This is a genomic window from Brevibacillus sp. BD137, from assembly GCF_041644655.1.
In the GTDB taxonomy this organism is placed as follows: Bacteria; Bacillota; Bacilli; order Brevibacillales; family Brevibacillaceae; genus Brevibacillus; species Brevibacillus brevis_D.
The window spans coordinates 290,916-314,153 of sequence record NZ_JAOTNO010000002.1; the positions used below are offsets into that span (position 1 = coordinate 290,916).

1 protein-coding gene is annotated in these 23,238 nt (G+C 49.2%); it reads left to right on the forward strand.

Going from position 1 to position 23,238, the window contains the following annotated elements; all coding sequences use genetic code 11:
* Positions 1 to 3 precede the first annotated feature (3 nt).
* On the forward strand, positions 4 to 23,217 hold the full coding sequence (lgrC, locus tag ODZ53_RS04825) for a linear gramicidin non-ribosomal peptide synthetase LgrC (RefSeq protein ID WP_372676145.1): 23,214 nt from the start codon (positions 4 to 6) through the stop codon (positions 23,215 to 23,217).
* Positions 23,218 to 23,238: the final 21 nt, after the last annotated feature.

The window sequence follows — 23,238 nt, forward strand, 5'->3', positions numbered from 1 at the left end:
CCAATGGGGGATTTTACTGATCTATACACCTTATCCCCGCTGCAAGAAGGGATGTTGTTCCATTCGCTGTACTCTGAGGGTTCAGCCTATATGGTACAGAACATTGCCATTCTTACAGGCGAGCTTGATATCGTCAACTTTGAAAAAGCCTGGAACAAAGTGGTTCAAAGACATTCCATTTTGCGTACTGGATTCCTTTGGGAGGAAGTAGAGAAGCCACTTCAGGTGGTCTTCGAAAGTGTTCCTTTTTCCATACACCAGGAAGACTGGTCACATCGCACTGATGAAGAGCAAAAAACCATGCTGACATCGTTTTTGCAAACAGAAAAAGAGGCGGGCTTCGACTTGAGCGAAGCCCCCCTCATGCGAGTGACGGTCATCAAAAAGGCCAAAGATGTGCACCAGTTCATCTGGACCTTTCATCATTTGCTCTTGGATGGATGGAGCAGCCCCATTCTTTTTCAGGAAGTCCTCGATTTCTATGAGGCGTACTGCCAAGGCAAGGACTTGAGACTTCCACAGCCAAAGCCATTCAAAGATTATATCTCTTGGCTTCGCCGTCAGGACAACGAGGAGTCTGAAAAATTCTGGCGCGAGTTCCTAGCGTCCGTCGAGAGTCCCACACCTCTTCCCTTTGAATCTTATCCCTTCGGAGGTTCAGAAGAGGAAAAAGGAATTCATGAATCGACTCGAACCTTGACTGATGAAGTCTCAAAAGCTCTCTTAAAATTAGCTCGAACGTATAAGGTAACGATCAACACCATCGTGCAGGGAGCGTGGGCCATTCTCCTTAGCCGTTTGAGCGGGGAAGAAAGCGTGGTATACGGCGTAACCGGTTCCGGGCGCCCAAGCGACCTGCCAGGTGTAGAACAGATGGTTGGAATGTTTATCAACACGTTGCCGATGAAAACGAAAGTCGAGCCTGAGCAAACGTTGGATCAGTGGTTCAAAGCGTTACAGGATCAGCAATCAAAAGTCCGACAATATGAATACTCACCATTGGTGGATATCCAAGGCTGGACGGATGTACCGCGTGGATTACCACTGTTTGAAAGTATTTTCGTTTTTGAGAACTACCCGTTGGGAGAAGGGGAAGAGAAGGAATTCGGTTTTTCCATCTCCAATGTACAGCACTTTCAAGAGGTGGATAACCCGCTCACGATTGTCGGGGTTCCGGGCGAGCAGTTTAGCATCAAAATGATATACAGGACTGACCGCTTTGAGCAGGCGGCAATCGAACGGACACTTGACCAAATGGCATCCATTTTAATGACCATCGTCGAGAATCCGAAACAACGCCTGTCCTCTATCTCTTTTCTCAGTCAAGAAGAAAGACAACATCTACTAGTCGGGCTAAACGATACGACCAGCGATTACCCTCGGGAAAAAACCGTTCCCCAACTGTTTGCCGAAACAGCGGCCCAATACCCAGATCGTATTGCCGTCGTTGCGGGAGAAGAGCAGTTGACCTACGGCGAGCTGGAGGTAAAAGCCAATCAGCTCGCCCACTACTTGCAAAAGCAAGGAGTAGAAACAGGTACTTTCGTCGGGCTTTGCGTAGAGCGTTCGTCAGATATGCTCGTGGGTATGCTCGGGATTCTCAAAGCAGGTGGAGCGTATGTGCCACTTGACCCTGCGTATCCAGAAGAACGTTTGGCTTTCATGCTGGCAGATGCCCAGATTTCCGTTCTATTGACTCAGGAGCATTTGGCTGACAAGTGGCAAGGACAAGAGCTTACCATTCTCAACCTCGACCATGCTGGGGAGAAATGGGCGGAAGAAAGCACACTTGCTCCCCAAGTAGATATGACAGCCGACAGCCTCGCCTACGTCATTTACACCTCGGGTTCGACAGGTACACCAAAAGGAGTGCTAGTCGTTCATCGCGGGATTGTTCGCCTGATCAAAAACACGAACTACGTGACCATTACGGAAGAGGACGTGTTCCTACAAGCCTCTACCGTATCGTTTGATGCTGCTACCTTTGAAATTTGGGGGGCGTTATTAAACGGAGCGAAGCTGGTGTTGATGCCGCCACATCAGCCTTCACTCGATGAACTGGGAGAGACGATTCTGAATCACAAGGTGACGACACTTTGGCTGACGGCTGGCCTGTTCACTGTCATGGTTGATCACAAGGTGGAGTACTTGCGTGGCGTGCGCCAGCTACTTGTTGGTGGGGATGTTGTCTCCGCATCCCATGTACGCAAGGTACTTTCACTGGGCGGTATCACGGTGATAAACGGCTATGGTCCGACGGAAAACACGACGTTTACTTGCTGCAATCCCGTCACGGAGCTTGCAGAAGGCGTCAACTCCTTCCCGATCGGCCGACCGATCAGCAATACCACGGTGTACGTATTGGACAAACATCAACAACCTGTCCCTCTGGGTGCAGCCGGTGAATTATATATAGGCGGAGATGGTCTCGCTCTTGGCTATTTGAACAATCCGGAGCTAACCGCAGAGCGTTTTGTGGAGAATCCGTTTGATCCACAAGGAAGTTCTCGCCTGTACCGTACTGGTGACTTGGTTCGTTATCTACCTGATGGCACGATTGCGTTTATCGGTCGTATCGACAACCAAGTAAAAATCCGTGGCTTCCGCATCGAATTAGGTGAGGTGGAAGCAGCACTCAGCTTGCATCCGTCTGTGAACGAAGTTGTGGTCATGGTCCGTGAGATGAAGCCGGGCGAGAAGCATATAACGGCGTATTTTACCGTTTCAGGAGATAACACGCTCGAAACTTCTGATTTACGTGCATGGACTAAAACGAAGTTGCCAGAATTCATGAGGCCATCATTTTATATTTTCTTGGATGCGATGCCTTTGACGGCAAATGGTAAAATCGACCGCAAACAATTACCGGAACCGGAATGGACAAATCCTGCTTCCGACAAAGGCTACATGGAGCCGCGCAATCAGGTAGAAGAGCTGATTGCCAACATTTGGTCGCAGGTGCTCGGAGTCGAAAAAGTAGGGATTCACGATAACTTTTTCGAGCTGGGTGGACATTCACTTTTGGCGACACGAGTCATTTCACGCCTGAGAGAGGCGTTTGGAATAGAGCAAACGGTACGCTCCATTTTTGAACATCCAACCATTGCAGCATGGAGTGAACAAGGAGCAGCACTTCATTTGGGAGAGAAAGAAGCGATTGGTGGATCGATTCAGCCTGTTTCAAGACAGAGCATTCTGCCGTTGTCTTTTGCCCAACAGCGATTGTGGTTCTTTGATCAATTCATGCCAGATAGTCCGATGTACAACATCCCATCTGCCCTTCGTTTGCAAGGCGAACTCGACGTAGTGGCATGGGAGAAGAGTTTACAGGCGATCATTTTGCGTCACGAAAGCTTGCGTACCACGTTCCACGAAATAGACGGACAATCCATACAAGTGATTCATCCGCAGATCGACTGGAAAATGGACATTCTGGACTTACGCGACCTACCAGATGAAAAGAAAGAACAAAAGATAGAGCAGTTGGCCCAAGCAGAAGCGGCCCGAGCATTTAACCTCGGACAAGGACCGCTGATACGTGCGACGATGATCCAAGCAGATGATCACGCATATGTCTTCTTGATCAACATGCACCATATCATTTCTGATGGTTGGTCGATGGGCATCTTCTATCGCGAATTGCTTGCCAATTATGAAGCCTTCCGTAAACAAGAAACACTAGAGCTAGCAGAGCTGCCGATTCAATATGCGGATTTTGCCTCATGGCAGCGTGAATGGCTGGAAGGCGAACGCTTAGAGCAGCAGGTTACTTATTGGAAAGAAAAACTAAGTGGAGCAGAACCGCTTCTAGCACTGCCGACTGACCGTTCGCGCCCTGCTGTGCAATCCTATAAAGGAGCCATTTACACCAAGACCTTTTCTGCGGACTTGCTTGCCAAATTGAAAGTACTTAGCCAGGAGTCCAATTCTACCTTGTTTATGACGTTGCTGGCTGCCTTCCAAACCCTTCTATACCGCTATAGTGGTCAAGAAGACATTGTGGTGGGAAGTCCGGTAGCAGGACGCAATCGGCAAGAAACCGAGAATTTGATTGGCTTCTTCGTCAACACGTTGGCACTCCGAACCACCGTAACAGGAGAAGTAACCTTTACGGAATTACTGGCACGCGTTCGCGAAACAGCGTTAGAGGCCTATGCACATCAAGATTTACCTTTTGAAAAATTAGTCGATGAGTTACAGCTAGAGCGTAGCCTCAGCTATTCACAGTTGTTCCAGGTCATGTTTGTCCTGCAAAACTTCCCGCTGGAGGATGCAGTAACGTCCGGCATTCAGCTCACACCATTGGATTCTGAGCGACATTTGACGACCTCCAAGTTTGACCTCACATTGACGATGCGAGAGCAGGCAGACGGACTCGTGGCTTCCTTTGAGTACAGCACCGATTTGTTCGACAGATTGACAATCGAGCGAATGACTGGCCATTTGCAAAATCTGCTTGAGGCAATCATCTCTCAACCAGAGGAGTCGATTGAAAAACTTGATCTTCTAAGTGAGAGCGAACGAAATAAACAGGTGGTAGAGCTTAACAACACCGCGAGCGACTACCCTCGGGAAAAAACCGTTCCACAATTGTTTGCCGAAACAGCGGCCCAATACCCAGATCGTATCGCTGTTGTTGCGGGAGAAGAGCAGTTGACCTACGCCGAGCTAGAGGAAAAAGCCAATCAGCTTGCCCACTACTTGCAAAAGCAAGGAGTAGAAACAGGTACTTTTGTCGGGCTTTGCGTAGAGCGCTCGTTAGATATGCTCGTGGGTATGCTCGGGATTCTCAAAGCAGGTGGAGCGTATGTGCCACTCGATCCTGCGTATCCAGAAGAACGTTTGGCTTTCATGCTGGCAGATGCCCAGATATCCATTTTATTGACACAGGAGCATTTGGCTGACAAGTGGCAGGGTCAAGAGCTTACCATTCTCAATCTCGACCATGCTGCGGAACAATGGGCGGAGGAAAGCACGCTTGCTCCCCAAGTAGATATGACAGCCGACAGCCTCGCTTACGTCATTTACACATCGGGTTCGACAGGTACACCAAAAGGAGTGCTAGTCGTTCATCGCGGGATTGTTCGCCTGATCAAAAACACGAACTACGTGACCATTACGGAAGAGGACGTGTTCCTGCAAGCCTCTACCGTATCGTTTGATGCTGCTACCTTTGAAATTTGGGGAGCATTGTTAAACGGAGCGAAGCTGGTGTTGATGCCGCCACATCAGCCTTCACTCGATGAACTGGGAGAGACGATTCAGAATCACAAGGTGACGACACTTTGGCTGACGGCTGGTCTGTTCACGGTCATGGTTGACCACAAGGTGGAGTACTTGAATGGCGTGCGCCAACTACTTGTTGGTGGGGATGTTGTCTCTGCATCCCATGTACGGAAGGTACTTTCACTTGGCGGGATCACGGTGATTAACGGCTATGGCCCGACGGAAAACACGACATTTACTTGCTGCAATCCCGTCACGGAGCTTCCAGAAGGCGTCAACTCCTTCCCGATCGGCCGACCGATCAGCAATACCACAGTGTACGTATTGGACAAACATCAACAGCCTGTCCCTCTGGGTGCAGCAGGAGAATTATATATAGGCGGAGATGGTCTCGCTCTAGGCTATTTGAACAATCCGGAGTTAACCGCAGAGCGTTTTGTGGAGAATCCTTTTGATCCACTAGGAGGTTCACGCCTGTACCGTACTGGTGACTTGGTTCGTTATCTACCTGATGGCACGATTGAGTTTATCGGACGTATCGACAACCAAGTAAAAATCCGCGGCTTCCGCATTGAGCTAGGCGAAATCGAGACCGTATTGCAGAGCCACCCGGCTGTAAAAGAGTCCGTACTCATGGTGAGAGAGGAAACTCCTGGGGACAAGCGCTTAGCTGCCTACCTCGTTTTTGCAGAAGAAAAAGAGGTTACTCACATCGAGATGCGATCTTATCTCAAGGATAGGTTGCCTGAGTACATGATCCCATCCGCGTTTGTGAATATGGACAACTTCCCGCTAACACCAAACGGTAAAGTGGATCGCCGGGCACTCCCGATCCCTGACTATTCCCGAAATGAGGCGGATAGCGGTTATGTAGCACCTGCAACGGATCTGGAAGTGAAATTGGCGGAAATCTGGAAAAGTGTGCTGGGTGTTGCGAACATCGGCATCTACGACAATTTTTTCGAATTGGGTGGCGACTCCATTCTCAGTATCCAGATCGTTGCGAGAGCCAATCATTCCGGAATTCGCTTCACACCTAAGCAACTTTTTGAGAATCAAACTATTGCAGAATTGCTACGTGTTGTTACTGATTTTAGCCAAGAAACGGATACAACATGGAAAAATGAACAGGGTACTGTTACTGGAAATGTACCGCTCACTCCCATCCAAAATTGGTTCTTTGACTCCAATCAACCGTCGCTGCATCACTGGAATCAGTCGGTACTTCTGACTGTTCAGCAACCAGTAGACCTTGTTGTCCTGGAGCAAACAATTGAGAGCCTGCTGGCCCATCATGATGCATTGCGTATGCGCTTTTCACACCATGACGGCATGTGGACACAAATGATGGAAGGTCTAGAAGCGAATGTTCCATTCCGTAGCGTGGATCTTTCACATCTCCCTAAACAGGAACAGGGGTCTAGGCTGGAGGAAATTTCACAAGAAGTACAAGCGAGCCTAAATATCACGGAAGGTCCCATCGTACAGGCTGTGTACTTCAACATGGGCGAAGAGCAAGCTGGCCGACTGTTACTCGTCATTCACCATTTAGTTGTTGACGGTGTATCGTGGCGAATTTTGCTGGAGGATTTGCAACATACCTATGATCAAATAGCGAGTGGTCATGACGTACAAATGCCAGCAAAGACAACTTCGTTCAAAATGTGGGCTGAGCAATTAGTCGCGTATGCCAATTCAGAAGTCATCCAGCAAGAAAACGAGTACTGGCTCAAACAAGATCAAGAGGCGAGTCCGATCCCGATTGATCACCTTTATGAACCGAGTCAGAACACGGAAGCGACAACCAAACAAGTAACGTTCTCTTTAGATGCAGGAGAAACCCGTGCCCTGTTGCAGGAGACACTTTTTCCTTACCGCTTGAAAATAAACGATGTCTTACTCGCTGCCTTAACAAAAGCAATGCACCGCTGGACAGGGAAACAGACGTTATCTTTCCATCTCGAGGGGCATGGACGCGAAGATATTTTGGAAGGAGCAGATTTATCCCGCACCGTTGGCTGGTTTACGAGTATGTATCCTGTACATCTTACACTTGACCAGACAAAAACGTGGAGTGAACTGCTGAAAGCCGTCAAAGAACAGCTTCGAGTCATTCCGCAAAATGGAGTTGGCTATGGTATCCTGCACTACTTACGTCAGGATGACGAACGGAAAGAGCAGTTGAGGTCTCGAATGAAGCCAGAGATCAGCTTCAACTACCTCGGCCAGTTTGATCAAGTCGTTTCGTCAAATGCTAAATTTGGCATGGCTGCTGAATCGAGAGGCTCGAATCTTGCACCTGATTCCATTCGCGGGCATTTAATCGATGTAAACAGCGTCATTTCCGGAGAACAACTGCATGTCACTTGGTTTTACAACGAAAACATTCACGAGAAAACTACGGTGGAAGCAGTTGCTCGTGATTATATGGACGCCTTACGTGAGATTATGGCACATTGCCGCTCTGAAGAAGCTGGGGGCTATACTCCTTCTGATTTCCCGTTATCTCGTTTGGATCAGCGTACAATCGACACGTATGTGGGTAAAGATCGTTCCATCGAGAACATCTATCCACTGACGCCGTTGCAGGAAGGCATGCTTTTCCATTCCCTGTACGAGCAAGAGGGCGGAGACTATGTGGTTCAGTTCTCCATGACGATTCATCATTTGCACGTCGATGCACTCCAGCAAGCATGGCAAAAAGTCATCGATCGTCATTCCATTCTGCGTACCTCCTTTATCTGGGATGGGGTAGTCAATCCGCATCAAATTGTTCGCAAGCACGTACGGGTGACAGTTGATGAAAGAGATCTGCGACATTTATCGACGGATAAACAGAAAGCTGCGCTAGACGCATTTTTGGAAGAGGATCGCAAGCGGAACTTCTCCACTACAGAACCACCTCTCATGCGTTTGAATTTGTTTAGGATTAGCAACGAAGCGTATCGCTTTATCTGGAGCTTCCACCACGTATTACTGGACGGCTGGAGCTTGCCGCTCGTCTTAAAAGACTGGTTTGCCGCTTATCTAGCGCTGGCAGATGGAAAAGACATTCAGCTTGGGGCTGTACAGCCATTTTCCCAGTATGTTGCGTGGATTCAGCGCCAAGACCTGCAAGTTGCGGAACATTTCTGGCGCAACCATTTGAAGGGGATATACGGGCCGACACAAATCAATCTCGGACAAGCTCACCAATCCATGGGAGAACCAAAAACCTACGACGAGCGCTTTATCCGATTCTCAGCCGAGTTTACCGAACAGCTGCAAACCTTTGCCCGCCAGCATCAGGTAACGCTGAATACCTTTATACAAAGTGCGTGGGGCATGATCCTTGGAGCTTACAGTGGGGAAGCAGATGTCGTATTCGGGGCAACTGGTTCAGGACGTCCAGCCGATTTGCCTGGCGTAGAAAATATGGTGGGTCTGTTCATTAATACGCTCCCGGTTCGAATCACAATCGATCCAAGCAAAACCGTTCGGGTATGGCTGCGCGAATTGCAGGAAATGCAATTGGAGATTCGCCAATATGAGTACACGCCGCTGGTTGACATCCAGAGCTGGAGCGAATTCGAGCGCAACACCTCTCTGTTCGAAAGTATTTTTATCTTTGAGAACTACCCGATCGACGAGTCTGTGAAAGAAGCGGACAGCAGTATTCAAATTTCTGATGTAGACTCTGCGGAGCAAACAAACTATCCACTTACCGTAGTATGTGGGCCTGGCAAAGAATTTGTCCTCAAAATCGTTTTTGATCAAAACCGATTCGATCATGTACGGATCGAGCGAGTGCTAGAGCAAATGACTCTTCTGCTCCAATCGATGATAGCAAATCCTGATCAACCTCTTGCTAATGTGCGCATGATCAGCGAAAGCGAGCAAGAGCAGGTTTTGGTCGAGTGGAACGATACGAAGGTCGATTATCCAACCGGGCTTTGCATTCATCAAGCATTTGAACAACAGGTACAAAAGACGCCAGATGCGATCGGACTCATGTACAAAGAGATGGAAATGACGTATGCCGAGCTGAATCAGCGAGCGAACCAATTGGCGCATCATCTCCTTGCCCAAGGCGTGAAACCAGATACACTCGTCGGGATTTGCATCGAGCGCTCTCCTGAGATGATCGTCGGGATTCTCGGTGTGATGAAAGCAGGTGCCGCCTATGTTCCAATTGATCCGGCACATCCGCTAGAGCGTATTGCCTACATGATCGAGGATTCGCAGGCTAACATCGTGTTGACCCAGCAATCTCTGGCAAACCAATTGCTTACAACGAAGGCTCAGGTAATTTGCCTGGATAGTAATGCGCTAGAGAATGAACCTGTTCATGATGTGATGTGCGGGGTTACCGAACAAAATCTTGCCTATGTTATTTACACATCTGGTTCCACTGGGTTGCCCAAAGGCGTGATGGTCGAACACCATAGTGCGATGAATATGGCTCATTACCTCATCGAGTTGTTCCAAGTCCAGCCGTCTAGCCGCGTCTTGCAGTTATGTTCGTTCAGCTTCGACGTATCTGTCGCTGAGATCGTCATGGCTTTGATTTCAGGTGCGACCCTAGTCATTGAGGATCGGGAAATGCTCATGCCAGGTCCTGAACTCATCACGGTTTTGCAAGAAAAACAAATCACGACTGTGATGACAGTGCCCGCTGTACTTGCGGCATTACCAGACGCCGACCTACCTGATCTGAAGACACTCGTGATCGGTGGCGAAGCACCAAGCTATGAGCTCATCACTCGCTATGCAAATCATCGTCAATTTTTCAATTGCTACGGTCCGACAGAGGCAACCGTTTGCACCACGCTGATGCTTATGGATACGAATCTGGCAAACACACCAATTGGCCGTCCTATCGCCAACGCGACCATCTACGTATTAGATGCCAATCTGAAGCCTGTCCCTATTGGCGTACCAGGTGAGCTGTACATTGGTGGAAAAGGCTTGGCACGCGGTTATTGGAATCGTCCAGAGCTTACAGCGGAACGCTTTGTCACTCATTCGTTTGGAGCGGAAGGCGAACGTCTTTATCGTACAGGCGATCAGGTGCGCTATCTGCAAGACGGTAACCTTGAATTCCTCGGTCGTATCGATAATCAGGTGAAAATTCGCGGCTTCCGCATTGAATTAGGTGAAATCGAGAACGCATTGCGAAAGCACGATGCGATTCGGGAAGCTGTCATTACCGTACGAGACAATCGTTTGGCCGCTTATCTGATTGCAATGGGTGAAGAGAAGCCAGCTACAGAGGAGATCGCTCTCTATCTGAAAGAAACATTGCCAGATTACATGATTCCAGCAGGCATGGTCTGGATGGAGGCGATTCCGCTTACGGTCAACGGAAAGGTAGACCACCGGGCACTGCCCACACCGGATTGGGGACTTTTGACCACACAACAGGAGTATGTCGCACCTCGCACACCAACAGAAGAAATAGTGGCGAACATTTGGACACAGGTGCTTTCTGTTGAGCAAGTCGGAATTCACGACGATTTCTTTGCACGAGGGGGACATTCCCTCTTAGCTACCCAAGCGATTTCCCGTATGCGTCAAGCTTTTGGCGTAAACATGCCGCTTCGTACGCTGTTTGATTATCCGACAACGGCAGCGATTAGCGAAAAAATAACGGCATTGTTACAAGGGGAAGCCGGTCTCACTGACATCCCGCTCCTGCCCGTGCCGCGTGAGGAACACTTGCCGCTCTCGTTTGCACAACAACGTTTGTGGTTCTTGGACAAGCTGTTGCCAGACAGTTCCGTCTACAACATCCCAACTGCTGTTCGACTGATGGGTGAGCTGGACGTCGAGGCGTGGGAACGCAGTCTGAAGCAGATCATCCAACGTCATGAGAGCTTGCGTACAACTTTCTCCGATAGCAATGGGGAAGCCGTTCAAGTCATTCACCCGCAGATTGAGTGGAACATGGAACAAATCGACTTACGGGACTGGAACGAAGAGGAGCGAGAAGCCGAAGTATTGCGTCTCGCCATAGAAGATGCTGAACATTCGTTTCATCTGAATCATGGGCCGTTATTGCGAGCAAAACTGATTTGCATGGATGAACAAGCGTATGTATTTTTGCTCAATTTACACCACATTATTGCGGATGGCTGGTCCATGAGTGTATTCATGGGTGAGTTAGTCTCCATCTATGAAGCGTTAACTGCTGGAGAAACCCCACAGCTTGCCGAAATGCCGCTGCAATATGCAGACTATGCCACATGGCAACGCAATTGGTTGCAAGGTGAAGTATTGGAGCAACAATTGGCGTACTGGAAAAAACAATTAGGCGATGCAGAACCCCTTCTGAGATTGCCGACAGATCGTCCACGCCCTGCCGTTCAGAGCCATAAAGGGGCGATGCATACGATAAGGCTCCCGGAAAAACTGCTTGCCGATCTAAAAGCGCTTAGTCGTGAAGAGGGATCAACCTTATTCATGACCTTGCTAGCTGCCTTTCAGACCCTGCTCTATCGCTACAGTGGTCAAAAAGACATCCTCGTCGGAAGTCCGGTCGCAGGACGAAATAGACAGGAACTGGAATCACTTATTGGTTTCTTCATTAACACCTTGGTAATGCGTACAGACATGTCTGGGGAACCAACCTTCCGAGACTTGCTAGCAAAAGTACGAGAGACTGCACTGGAGGCTTATGCGCATCAAGACCTGCCATTTGAAAAACTGGTAGATGAGCTGGAGCTGGAACGAAGTCTAAGCTACTCACCGTTGTTCCAAGTGATGTTTGTCCTGCAAAACATCCCGATGGAAGTACAAGAATTGTCCCAGATTCGCATCGAGCCTTTCCACAGAGGTCAGGAGGGCGTAAGCGCCAAGTTTGACATCACCTTGACCACCGTAGAGGCACCAGATGGACTAATCGCAACATTCGAGTACAATACCGATCTTTTTGATCCAGCAACAATCGAGCGCATGGGGAACCATTTCGCGAGATTGCTAGAGGCGATTTTGGCAAATCCGATGCAACCAGTCACAGCCATCCCTCTCCTGAGCGATAGGGAAAGGGAGCAGCTTCTCCACCAATGGAATGATACAAATGTACCTTTTGAACGTGAAACATGCGTGCATGAAATTGTTGCACGAATTGCACAAGAGTTACCAAATCAATTAGCCGTTGTTTCCGAAGAAGGGCAGATCACCTATGCAGAACTGGATGCCAAAGCGAATCAGGTAGCGAACTACCTGCAAAAACAGGGAGTATCCTCCGAAACACTTGTCGGTATCTGCGTAGAACGTTCCATCGATATGCTCATCGGCCAACTGGGAATCCTCAAAGCTGGCGGTGCTTATGTCCCAATGGACACAGCGTATCCACAAGAGCGTCTTGCTTTCATGATGAAAGATGCCAATATGCCAGTTGTAATAACTCAAGAACGACTGTTAGGGCGATTGCCAGAAGGAACAGCATCATTCATCTGCTTGGATCGTGATTGGCCTATCATTTCGGAAGAGAGCAGCGAGGAACCGATCGTGGCAATGACAACAGAGAATCTGGCGTATGTCATCTATACGTCTGGCTCTACTGGAACGCCAAAAGGGGTAGAGATCGAACATGCCGCCTTGTTAAATCTGATTTGCTGGCACCAGCGGTCGTACAGCGTAGATTCAAATGATCGAGCTTCACAAATCGCAGGGACAGCCTTTGATGCATCTGTTTGGGAAATATGGCCATACCTGACAAAGGGAGCAACACTTTATCTCCCATCAGAAGATATTCGTCTGGTGCCAGAGGAACTAAGAGATTGGCTTGTTGCATCGGGTATTACGATTAGCTTTTTGCCAACGCCTTTGGCGGAAAGGCTGCTTACCTTGGAATGGCCTATCGACACGAAGCTGCGGTATATGCTCACAGGGGGCGACAAGCTACACGATTACCCACCAGCAACGATGCCTTTTACTCTTGTAAACCAATACGGTCCAACCGAAAACGCGGTTGTTGCCACAGCAGGCGCCGTTCCACCAGAAGCTGCTCATGTTTTCGCACCATCAATCGGACGTCCAATAGACAATGTGCAGGTATACGTCCTGGATGAAAAGCGAAATCCTGTGCCGATTGGTGTACCTGGAGAGCTCTATATCGCGGGAGACAGCTTGGCACGGGGCTATCTGAAGCGCCCTGATCTAACCAAAGAGCGGTTCGTAGCCAATCCATACTCACAAAAACCGGGAGCACGCATGTACCGAACAGGAGACCTGGTTCGTTACCTGCCAGATGGAAGCATAGATTTCATTGGTCGCGCAGACGATCAGGTGAGCATTCGAGGATTCCGGGTCGAACTGGGTGAAATTGAAACCGCTCTGTACACACATCCGGCGGTAAAAGAAACCATCGTCCTCGTACGTGAGGATATTCCGGGCGTAAAACGACTCGCTGCCTACGTCGTACTCAGAGAGAGACAAGAGATTCAAGCAAGTGAATTCCGTAGCTATCTAAAGGAAAAGCTTCCTGAGTACATGGTACCAGCTGCATTTGTCGTCATGGATAACCTGCCGCTGACGCCAAACGGTAAGGTAGACCGACAGGCATTGCCTGTACCTGATTTCTTACACAATGATACAGAAGGCAGTTTTGCTGCTCCGACAACTGCTATTGAGGCTACGCTTGCAGATATATGGAAAAAAGTCCTAAGCATTGACAATGTTGGTATCTATGACAACTTTTTCGAGCTTGGTGGAGACTCCATTTTGAGTATCCAAATTGTTTCTCGAGCCAATCAGGCTGGAATTCGTTTGACACCGAAACAGCTCTTGAGAAATCAAACCATCGCGGAACTGGCAAGTGTCGTGACAACGACTGACGGCATACAAACAGGAAAAGTCCAAGCAGAACAAGGAATCTTGACGGGAGAGGTACCGCTCACGCCAATTCAATCGTGGTTCTTCACGACTGAACAGCCGTCGATCCATCATTGGAACCAATCCCTGCTTTTGACGGTGCAACAACCCGTTGACCCGACCGTTCTAGAGCGTGTCATCGAGAGCCTGCTCACGCATCATGACGCATTACGTATGCGTTATACCCATACGGAGCAAGGCTGGACCCAACATATGGAGGGACTTCCTGAGACCATTCCATTCCATAGCGTGGACCTGTCCGCTGTTCTAGAAGAAGAACAGGCCAATCGTCTGGAGCAAATCGCAAACGAGGTGCAATCAAGTTTACATGTAAGTGAGGGACCCGTTTTCCAAGCCGTATACTTCCATCTTGGAGCGGACCTACCTGGCCGTCTGCTGATTGTTGCCCACCATCTGGTGATTGACGGTGTGTCCTGGCGCATTTTGCTAGAGGATCTGCAAGCTGCTTACGAGCAACTGGTAAACAATGAGCCGGTACAATTCCCAGCGAAAACGACTTCATTCAAGTCGTGGGCAGAGCAATTGCAATCCTATGCGAATTCCGAAGTGATCGAGCCGGAAAAAGCTTTCTGGCTGGGCCAAAGTGATGAAGTGAGTCCACTTCCCATTGACCGTGCTTTCGAGTCAAGCCAAAACACAGATGCAACCTCCAAGCAAGTCAGTTTTGCGCTTACTATTGAAGAAACTCGAGCGTTGTTGCAGGATACGCTTTCGCCTTACCGTCTACAAATCAATGATGTATTGCTTACCGCTTTAACCAAAGCAATGAATCGTTGGACAGGTGAAAAGAGGGTAGCCGTTCATCTGGAAGGGCACGGACGCGAGGAAATTATCGAAGGAGCAGACTTATCCCGTACCGTCGGCTGGTTTACGAGTATGTACCCGGTACAGCTTTCAATTGATCCGTCGAAGCCGTGGGGTGACGCTTTGAAAGCGGTCAAGGAACAGCTTCGTCGCATTCCAACAAAAGGTGTCGGCTACGGCATCCTTCAATACCTCAGTCAGGATGAGGAGTTGAAAAAACGTCTAAGTGAAAAGCCGAAGCCAGAAATCAGCTTCAACTACCTTGGACAGTTTGATCAGATGGTTCAAGCCGAATCGAGATTTGGCATGGCGCAAGAATCAAGAGGCTCCAATCTGGGGAAAGAGTCAATACGCCAGCACCTGATTGATGTAAACAGTGTCATAACCGGGGAACAACTCCATGTTACGTGGATCTATAGCGAAAACATTCACGAGGAAAGCACGATTCAAGAGCTTGCTTGCAACTATCTGGAAGCTTTGCGCGAAATCATTGCACACTGCCAGTCTGAAGAAGCAGGCGGCTATACGCCATCTGACTTCCCACTTGCGCGAATGGATCAACGGGCTATCGACAAGCATCTGGGACAGGATCGCCTGATCGAAAACGTCTATCCACTCAGTCCATTGCAAGGTGGCATGCTGTTCCACTCCCTGTACGAGCAGGAGGGGGGAGACTATATTGTTCACTTCGCCATGACGATGGAGGGCTTGCACGTCGAAGCGTTTGAACAGGCGTGGCAAAAAGTAGTGGATCGCCATCCAATTCTACGTACCTACTTTGTTTGGGAAGGTTTAGAGGCTCATCAAATTGTACGCAAACAAGTAAAAGCAGCTGTAGAAAAAGTCGATCTTCGTCATTTGACAACGGAGCAGCAAAAAACGGAACTGGCTAACTATCTAGAAGCTGACCGTAGACGAAATTTCGAGATTGCGTCACCACCACTCATGCGTTGGACGCTGTTCCACTTGCGTGAGGGAATCTATCGCTTCACCTGGAGCTTCCATCACGTACTGCTTGATGGCTGGAGCGTCCCGATTGTACTAAAAGACTGGTTTAGTGCTTATTCGTCCATAGCAGAAGGCAAAGAGGTTTCGTACAGCTTCGTCCAGCCATTCTCTGCGTACATTGATTGGGTACAGCGCCAAGACTTGCGTACTGCCGAACATTTTTGGCGCGAACAGCTTAAAGGATTCCATGAGTCGACACCATTAGCGATGAGTAACCACTCAGGCGGCAGGGATCATATGCCGAAAGTGTACGAAGAGAAAGAAATTCGCTTATCGGCAGAGATGACTTCACGTTTGCAAGCCTTTGTCCGTACACATCAGTTGACCTTAAATACGCTTGTCCAAGGAGCATGGGCTCTCATCCTGAGCCGATACAGCGCAACGGATGATGTCGTCTTCGGTGCAACCGTTTCCGGTCGTCCAGCTGATCTGCCTACGGTAGAGGGCATGGTAGGTCTCTTCATCAACACCCTGCCGATTCGGGTTTGGATCGATGCGAACAAATCGGTGCGGGAATGGCTACGTGAGATTCAAGAACATCAAGTGGAGCTTCGCCAGTTTGAGTACACGCCATTGGTTGACATCCAAGGCTGGAGTGAAATGGCGCGTAATACTGCCCTGTTCGAGAGCATCTTCATTTTCGAGAACTACCCGATTGGTGAATCGGTAAAAGCTGAACAGAATCAGCTGCAATTATCTGACGTGGAGACGATGGAACAAACGAATTATCCAATCACCGTCGTCTGCGGTCCGGGTAAAGAGTTCATCCTCAAGATCAAATACGACCAGAGCCGATTCGCATCTGAAAATATTGAGCGTGTTCTGCACCAGATGTCTTACTTGCTCGAATCCATGATGGCAAAACCTGAACAGTGCCTCGCAGAGGTGTCGATGATTAGTGAAAGCGAGCTCCAGCAGGTAGTAGTCGAATGGAATGACACGCGCGTGGATTATCCGGCGCAGCTTTGCATCCATCAGGCATTTGAGAGACAAGTAGAAAAGACACCTGATGCGATTGCACTCGTCTACAAGAAGATGGAGCTGACTTATGCTGAGCTGAACAACCGTGCAAACCAGTTGGCACACAGGCTGATTGCATCGGGTGCACAACCGGATAAGCTAGTTGGTATTTGCGTCGAACGTTCTTTCGAGATGATCATCGCATTCCTCGGCGTAATGAAAGCTGGTGCTGCTTATGTACCTATTGATCCGGCGCATCCGCAAGATCGCATTGCCTACATGATCGAAGATTCGCAAGCGAACATTTTGTTGACGCAAGAATCGCTGAAAGACATGCTACCAGTTCCTTCTAAACAGGTCATTTGCCTCGATAGCAATGAACTGGCTGATGAGCCTACCACAAACGTGGTTAGCAGCGTCAATGAGCATCATCTCGCTTACGTCATCTATACGTCTGGATCAACCGGATTGCCGAAAGGGGTAATGGTCGAGCACCATTCCGTTATCAATTTGACCCATGCCCTGATTCATTCGTTCCAAATCGAACCGACGAGCCGGGTTTTGCAATTCACATCCTTTAGCTTTGATGTTTCAGTCTCCGAGATCGCTATGACCCTGCTGGCTGGTGCCACACTCGTCATGGAGGATCGTGAATTACTTTTACCTGGTCCGGAATTGATCCAAGTCCTACAGGAACAGCGCATCACGACCGTGACAATGGCTTCCTCTGTCGTATCGGCCTTGCCACAAGCGGATTTGCCAGACCTGAAGACGCTGATTGTCGGTGGAGAAGCGTTAAGTCGTGAGCTTGTTGCCCGTCATGCCACGGAACGCCAGTTCTTTAACTGCTACGGACCAACGGAAACAACCGTCACTGCTACTCTCACACGTTGTGAGAATAACGGACAAAATCCAACAATCGGCCGACCTATCGCCAATGTGGAAGTGTATGTACTGGATGCATATCTGCAACCTGTGGCAATAGGTGTACCAGGAGAGCTATACATCGGCGGAAAAGGAATAGCCAGAGGGTACTGGAATCGTCCTGAGCTTACGGAAGAACGCTTTATCCATCATCCGTTTGGCAAGGAAGGGGAACGCCTCTACCGGACTGGCGACCTGGTTCGCTATACGGAAGACGGGCAGCTCGAATTCCTCGGACGAATTGACGATCAAGTCAAAATTCGCGGTTATCGAATCGAGCTTGGCGAAATCGAGAATAGACTCAGACAGCATCCAGCCGTTCAGAATGTCGTCGTTATTGCGCGTGAGGATCGAGAAGGAGACAAGCGTTTGGCGGCTTACCTCGTTGCAGCAAACGAACAACAACCGGGTGATGCTGAGCTTATCCACTACCTGAAAGAGACCCTACCCGAATACATGGTTCCTTCAGGTTACGTATGGATGGCAGAGATTCCACTCACGGTCAACGGGAAAGTAAATCGCCGCGCTCTTCCAGTACCGGATTGGGGACAAGGGGAGACAGAGAAGGAATATGTGGCACCACGTACACCAACCGAGGAAATCGTTGCCCATATTTGGTCGCAGGTTCTTTCCGTTGAGGGAATAGGAATCCACGATGACTTCTTTCAACTGGGTGGACATTCGCTCTTGGCTACCCAAACCGTTTCCCGCTTAAAAGAAGCATTTGGTGTGGAAGTACCGCTCCGTGCCTTGTTCGAAAACCCTAGCGTGGCACAAATGAGCGAAAAGTTAACAGGTCTACTGGAAGCCAAATCGAATGTTGCCAGCATTCCACTCGCACCCGTTTCTCGCGACCAGCATCTACCGCTCTCCTTTGCACAGCAACGCTTGTGGTTCTTGGATCGCTTAATGCCAGACAGCGCCTTGTACAACATCCCGTCTGCCATGCGGATGCAAGGACACCTCAACATTCATGCATGGGAACGCAGTCTGCAGATGATTATCGAGCGACACGAGAGCTTGCGAACAACCTTCACTGACATCAACGGGGAAGCGATACAAGTCATTCATCCAGAAATCGCGTGGAGCATGGGCAAGATTGATTTGCGTGAGCTACCAGAAGAAGAGCGTGACACCCAGGTACATCGCCTGGAGAGAGAAGAGGCAGCCAAGCCATTTGACCTACGTACAGGACCGTTACTGCGGGCCACGATCATCCAGATTGGCGAAGAGAATTTTGTCTTCCTGCTAAATATGCACCATATAGTATCTGACGGCTGGTCGATGAACATTTTCATACGAGAGCTGGTTACGATCTATGAAGCGCTTTGCAAGGAAGAGACGCCACAACTCACGGACATGCCACTACAGTATGCAGACTTTGCAGCTTGGCAGCGTGAATGGTTACAAGGTGAGGCGTTGGAGCAACAACTCGCATACTGGAAAGCAAAACTGAGTGGTAGTGAGCCGCTATTGGCCCTACCGACAGACCGTCCGCGTCCACCGGTTCAGACCTATAATGGAGCCTTACACACGACGAGCTTCCCAACGGAGCTTGTGGAAAAATTACACGCACTCAGCAGACAAGAGGGCGCCACGCTCTTTATGACCTTGCTCGCTGCTTTCCAAATCCTGCTTCATCGTTACAGCGGTCAAGACGACATTATCGTCGGTAGTCCGGTTGCTGGACGCAATAGACAAGAAACGGAGTCATTAATTGGCTTCTTCATCAACACGTTGGCGATGAGAACCGATATGTCTGGCGCTCCAACCTTCCGTGAACTACTTGCAAGAGTGCGCGAGTCTGCACTGGAAGCCTATACCCATCAAGACCTGCCCTTTGAAAAGTTAATAGATGAGCTGGAGTTGGAACGTAGCCTAAGCTATTCGCCACTCTACCAAGTCATGTTCGCTCTGCAAAACTTCAACATGCAGACGCATGAACTGGAGGGCATTCAGATTGCACCGTTTGAAAGCCAAAACCAACAAGTGATGTCTAAATACGACATCAGCTTGACTATGGCAGAAACGCCAAACGGCATGATCGCTACGTTTGATTACAATACAGATTTGTTCGACCAAACAACGATGGAGCGAATGGTGAATCATTTCCATCATGTACTAGAGGGAATCGTCGCCCAACCTGATCGATCGATCATGGCGCTACCATTGCTGCGTCCGGATGAACGTGAACAGCTGATACTTGGGTGGAACAACACAGCTGCAACTTACACGTATGAAAAGACAGTACATGAGCTAGTCGCCGAAATGACAAGGAAAATGCCGAATCAGCTGGCAGTCGTTTCCAAGGAAGGCTCGCTCACCTACGCAGAGCTGGATTCGAAAGCGAATCAACTGGCGAACTACTTACAACAACAGGGGATTACGTCAGAGACTCTCGTTGGTATTTGTGTCGAACGTTCCGTCGAGATGCTGATCGGCCAATTAGGGATTCTCAAAGCAGGCGGTGCGTTTGTTCCGATGGATCCATCTTATCCAAAGGAACGCCTTGCCTTCATGATGGATGACACGAACATGCCGATCGTCTTGACCCAAGAACGCTTGCTGGAAGCATTGCCAACAGGTGATGCAACGTTTATTTGTCTCGATATCGATTGGGATTTGATTGCCAGTGAGAGCATGGAATCACCCGAAATCACGACGACAACGAACAATCTCGCTTATGTCATTTACACCTCTGGTTCTACCGGAACACCAAAAGGAGTGGAAATCGAGCAACGCGCTCTATTGAATCTCATCAATTGGCACCAGAACGCTTACAACGTCACGCCAGAAGATAGAGCATCACAAATCGCCGGAACTGCATTCGATGCCGCTGTCTGGGAAATCTGGCCTTATCTGACGGCAGGAGCCACACTGTATCTGCCACAGGAAGAGATTCGTCTGGTACCGGAAAAACTGCGTGATTGGCTCGTCGACTCAAGAATCACAATCAGCTTCCTGCCAACGCCATTAGCAGAGAGCTTGCTATCGATTGAATGGCCGTCCGATGCAGATTTGCGCTACATGCTAACAGGTGGTGACAAACTGCATCACTATCCATCGGCACAACTGCCATTTACATTGGTCAATCAGTATGGGCCAACGGAAAATGCCGTTGTAGCTACAGCCGGCATCGTTCCTGTACAAGCTGGTCAGATCGCAGCCCCAACAATCGGACGCCCAATCGACAATGTGCAAGTATACGTTCTTGATGCAAAGCTGCAACCTGTGCCGATCGGTGTTGCAGGCGAACTGTACATTGCAGGGAACAGCTTAGCTCGCGGGTATCTAAAACGTCCTGATCTGACCCAAGAACGCTTTGTCGAAAATCCGTTCGCGCACATTCGAGGGGCAAAAATGTACCGCACAGGAGATCTTGTCCGGTACCTGCCGGACGGCAACATCGAGTTTATCGGTCGTGCCGACGATCAGGTGAGTATCCGTGGGTTCCGTGTCGAGTTGGGCGAGATTGAAACCGCCCTGTACACGCACCCTTCTGTCAAAGAAACGATCGTCCTTGCCCGTGAAGACATGCCAGGTGTGAAACGACTGGCCGCGTATGTCGTGCTAGAAGAAGGGGTAGAGGACCAAGCGGGCAACTACGACAGCTACCTGAAAGAAATATTGCCGGAGTACATGGTGCCGTCCGCATTCGTAATCATGGATGCTCTGCCACTCACTCCAAATGGCAAAGTAGACCGTCGTGCATTACCTATACCGGAGTACAGAGTGAGTAATGGAGAATTCGTTGCTCCGGAGACGTTTGTTGAGCGAGTATTGGCAGAAATATGGAAAAAGGTTCTGGGAGTAGAGCAAGTCGGAATTCACGATAACTTCTTCGAACTCGGTGGTGATTCGATTCTGAGCATTCAGATCGTGGCGCGCGCAGCCCAATCTGGAATTCGCTTGTCACCGAAGCTTTTGTTCGAAAATCAGTCGATTGCCGAGTTGACACAAGCGCTCGGGGAGTCGGTTAACATTTTCGCCGAACAAGGCATTGTCACTGGGGAAGTGCCACTCCTGCCGATTCAACGCTGGTTCTTCGAGCAAAAATTGGCAGACCGCAACCACTGGAACCAATCTGTCCTTTTAACTGTCAAACCGATCGATCCAGAAATTTTGAGACAAGCTTTCTATCACTTGCTCGGACATCATGATGCCCTCCGCCTCCGTTTCTACCATCAGGATGGAAAATGGAAGCAAATCAACGAGGAATGGACAGATATCATTCCATTTACCGTAGAGGAATTGGGCCATTTGCCGTATGAAGAGCAAGTCAAGCGAATCGGGGAAATCTCTGAGGAAGCTCAGGCAAGCCTGCATCTCTCGGAAGGTCCGTTGCTCCGTGCCGTCTACTTCGATTTGGGCAGTGAACAGGAAGGCCGCTTGCTTATCGTCATTCACCACTTGGCAGTCGATGGTGTGTCTTGGCGCATCATCACGGAGGACTTGAATAAGGCCAGCACTCAACTGCTACAAGGCAAACAGGTGCAACTACCGCCAAAAACCAGCTCCTACAAGTATTGGGCTGAAAAATTGACGGAGTACGCACAATCAGACAGCCTGCGAGAGGAAGCCGATTATTGGTTAAGTAGCCTCGATACAGAAGTAAACACTCTGCCAAAAGATTATGAGAACGGAAAGAACCGAGAGCTTACTGCCAAGATGGTTTCTGTTGCCCTTACGCAGGAAGAAACCAAAGTGCTCTTACAGGAATTGCCTTCGATCTACCAAACGCAGATCAATGACGTCTTGCTCACTGCATTGGCAGAAGCGATCTTCGTTTGGACCGGAAATCAAACCTCCCTCGTCCATTTGGAAGGGCACGGACGTGAAGAGCTTTTCGATGATGTCGATCTTTCCCGTACCTTGGGGTGGTTCACGAGCATGTATACCATCCTCTTGGATACAAGGGAAACTACCTCGCTCAAAGAAGCGCTACAAACGACCAAAGAACAGCTGCGTAGCATTCCGAACAAGGGGATCGGCTATGGCGTTCTCCGTTACCTGAATGAGGAAATGACGGAAACGTTCAAGTCTTTGCCAAAAGCGGAGATTAGCTTCAACTATCTCGGTCAGCTTGATCAGTCAGTTGATGACACAGAATCCCTGTTTGGCTTTGCAAATGAAGCAAGAGGCGACAACTTCAATCGCAACTCAGAACGCCAGCACCTACTGGATTTCGGTAGCTCTGTGGTTGGGGGACAATTGATTGTAACGATCGCCTTCAGTGAAGAGATTTATCGCAAAGAAACTGTCAAAGATTTAGCGGAATACTATGTAAATGCGCTACGACAATTGATCGAGCTAGGTCAGACGGAAACGACCGCAACATCAACAACAAGTGATCTGTCCGAATTCGGTTGGGATGATGAAGAGATTGCCGACCTACTTGATCTCATCCAAGACAAGTAATGAATCAAAACTGCATAGGGG

Bases quoted from the DNA above. Each gene is read 5' to 3' on its own strand.
- lgrC (WP_372676145.1), top strand. From the start codon at position 4: ATGGGGGATTTTACTGATCTATACACCTTATCCCCGCTGCAAGAAGGG.